This window comes from Pseudoalteromonas sp. MMG013 (assembly GCF_018100885.1).
GTDB lineage: Bacteria > Pseudomonadota > Gammaproteobacteria > Enterobacterales > Alteromonadaceae > Pseudoalteromonas > Pseudoalteromonas aurantia.
The window spans coordinates 1-1,655 of sequence record NZ_JAGJEE010000074.1 but is presented as its reverse complement, the minus strand read 5'-3'; the positions used below and the strand labels follow the sequence as shown (position 1 = coordinate 1,655).

Annotated in this window: 1 rRNA gene; it reads left to right on the top strand. The window is 46.2% G+C overall.

The features are described 5' to 3' along the window. Window positions 1-192: 192 nt before the first annotated feature. A 23S ribosomal RNA gene (locus tag J8L98_RS24370) occupies window positions 193-1,655 on the top strand; the annotation flags it as partial.

Sequence of the window (1,655 nt, the reverse complement as noted above, 5' to 3'; positions counted from 1 at the left end):
TTGCTCTTTAAAAATTTGGAAAAGCTGATAAATAAATTCTTATAGATATTTATATCTATAAAGAGTTTTCAAAAGTAAAACAATGCCAATTAATCAATGATTAATTAGCATCTACTTTAGTATTCAATATTAACTTCTGGCGAAGTTTAAACTGTCTTTGACAGTACAACTTAAAACTATTTTGGGTTGTATGGTTAAGTGACTAAGCGTATACGGTGGATGCCTTGGCAGTTGGAGGCGATGAAGGACGTACTAACTTGCGATAAGCCTAGTTGAGCCAGTAAGAGGCGCTTGAGACTAGGATTTCCGAATGGGGAAACCCACCTGCTTGCAGGTATCATATGGTGAATACATAGCCATATGAGGCGAACGCGGAGAACTGAAACATCTAAGTACCCGTAGGAAAAGAAATCAACCGAGATTCCGAAAGTAGCGGCGAGCGAAATCGGAACAGCCCTTAAGCTGTTTTGTAATTAGTGGAAGGCTCTGGAAAGTGCCACGATACAGGGTGATAGTCCCGTACACAAAAATTTATAAGCAGTGAAATCGAGTAGGTCGGAGCACGTGAAACTTTGACTGAATATAGGTGGACCATCATCTAAGGCTAAATACTCCCAACTGACCGATAGTGAACCAGTACCGTGAGGGAAAGGCGAAAAGAACCCCTGTGAGGGGAGTGAAATAGAACCTGAAACCGTATACGTACAAGCAGTAGGAGCCTACTTGTTAGGTGACTGCGTACCTTTTGTATAATGGGTCAGCGACTTATATTCTGTAGCGAGGTTAACCGATTAGGGTAGCCGTAGCGAAAGCGAGTCTTAACTGGGCGCTTAGTTGCAGGGTATAGACCCGAAACCCGGTGATCTAGCCATGGGCAGGTTGAAGGTTGAGTAACATCAACTGGAGGACCGAACCCACTAACGTTGAAAAGTTAGGGGATGACCTGTGGCTAGGAGTGAAAGGCTAATCAAACCGGGAGATAGCTGGTTCTCCCCGAAATCTATTTAGGTAGAGCCTCGGACGAATACTTACGGGGGTAGAGCACTGTTAAGGCTAGGGGGTCATCCCGACTTACCAACCCTTTGCAAACTCCGAATACCGTAAAGTAATATCCGGGAGACACACGGTGGGTGCTAACGTCCATCGTGAAGAGGGAAACAACCCAGACCGCCAGCTAAGGTCCCAAAGTATATGTTAAGTGGGAAACGATGTGGGAAGGCTAAAACAGCTAGGAGGTTGGCTTAGAAGCAGCCACCCTTTAAAGAAAGCGTAATAGCTCACTAGTCGAGTCGGCCTGCGCGGAAGATGTAACGGGGCTAAACATATCACCGAAGCTGCGGATTTGTCTTAGGACAAGTGGTAGGGGAGCGTTCTGTAAGCGGTTGAAGGTGTACCGGGAGGTATGCTGGACGTATCAGAAGTGCGAATGCTGACATGAGTAACGATAATGCGGGTGAAAAACCCGCACGCCGGAAGACCAAGGGTTCCTATCCCATGTTAATCAGGGTAGGGTAAGTCGACCCCTAAGGCGAGGCTGAAGAGCGTAGTCGATGGGAAACAGATTAATATTTCTGTACTTGGAATAATTGCGATGGGGGGACGGAGCAGGCTAAGCAAGCATGGCGTTGGTTGTCCATGTGAAAGTGAGTAGGCTA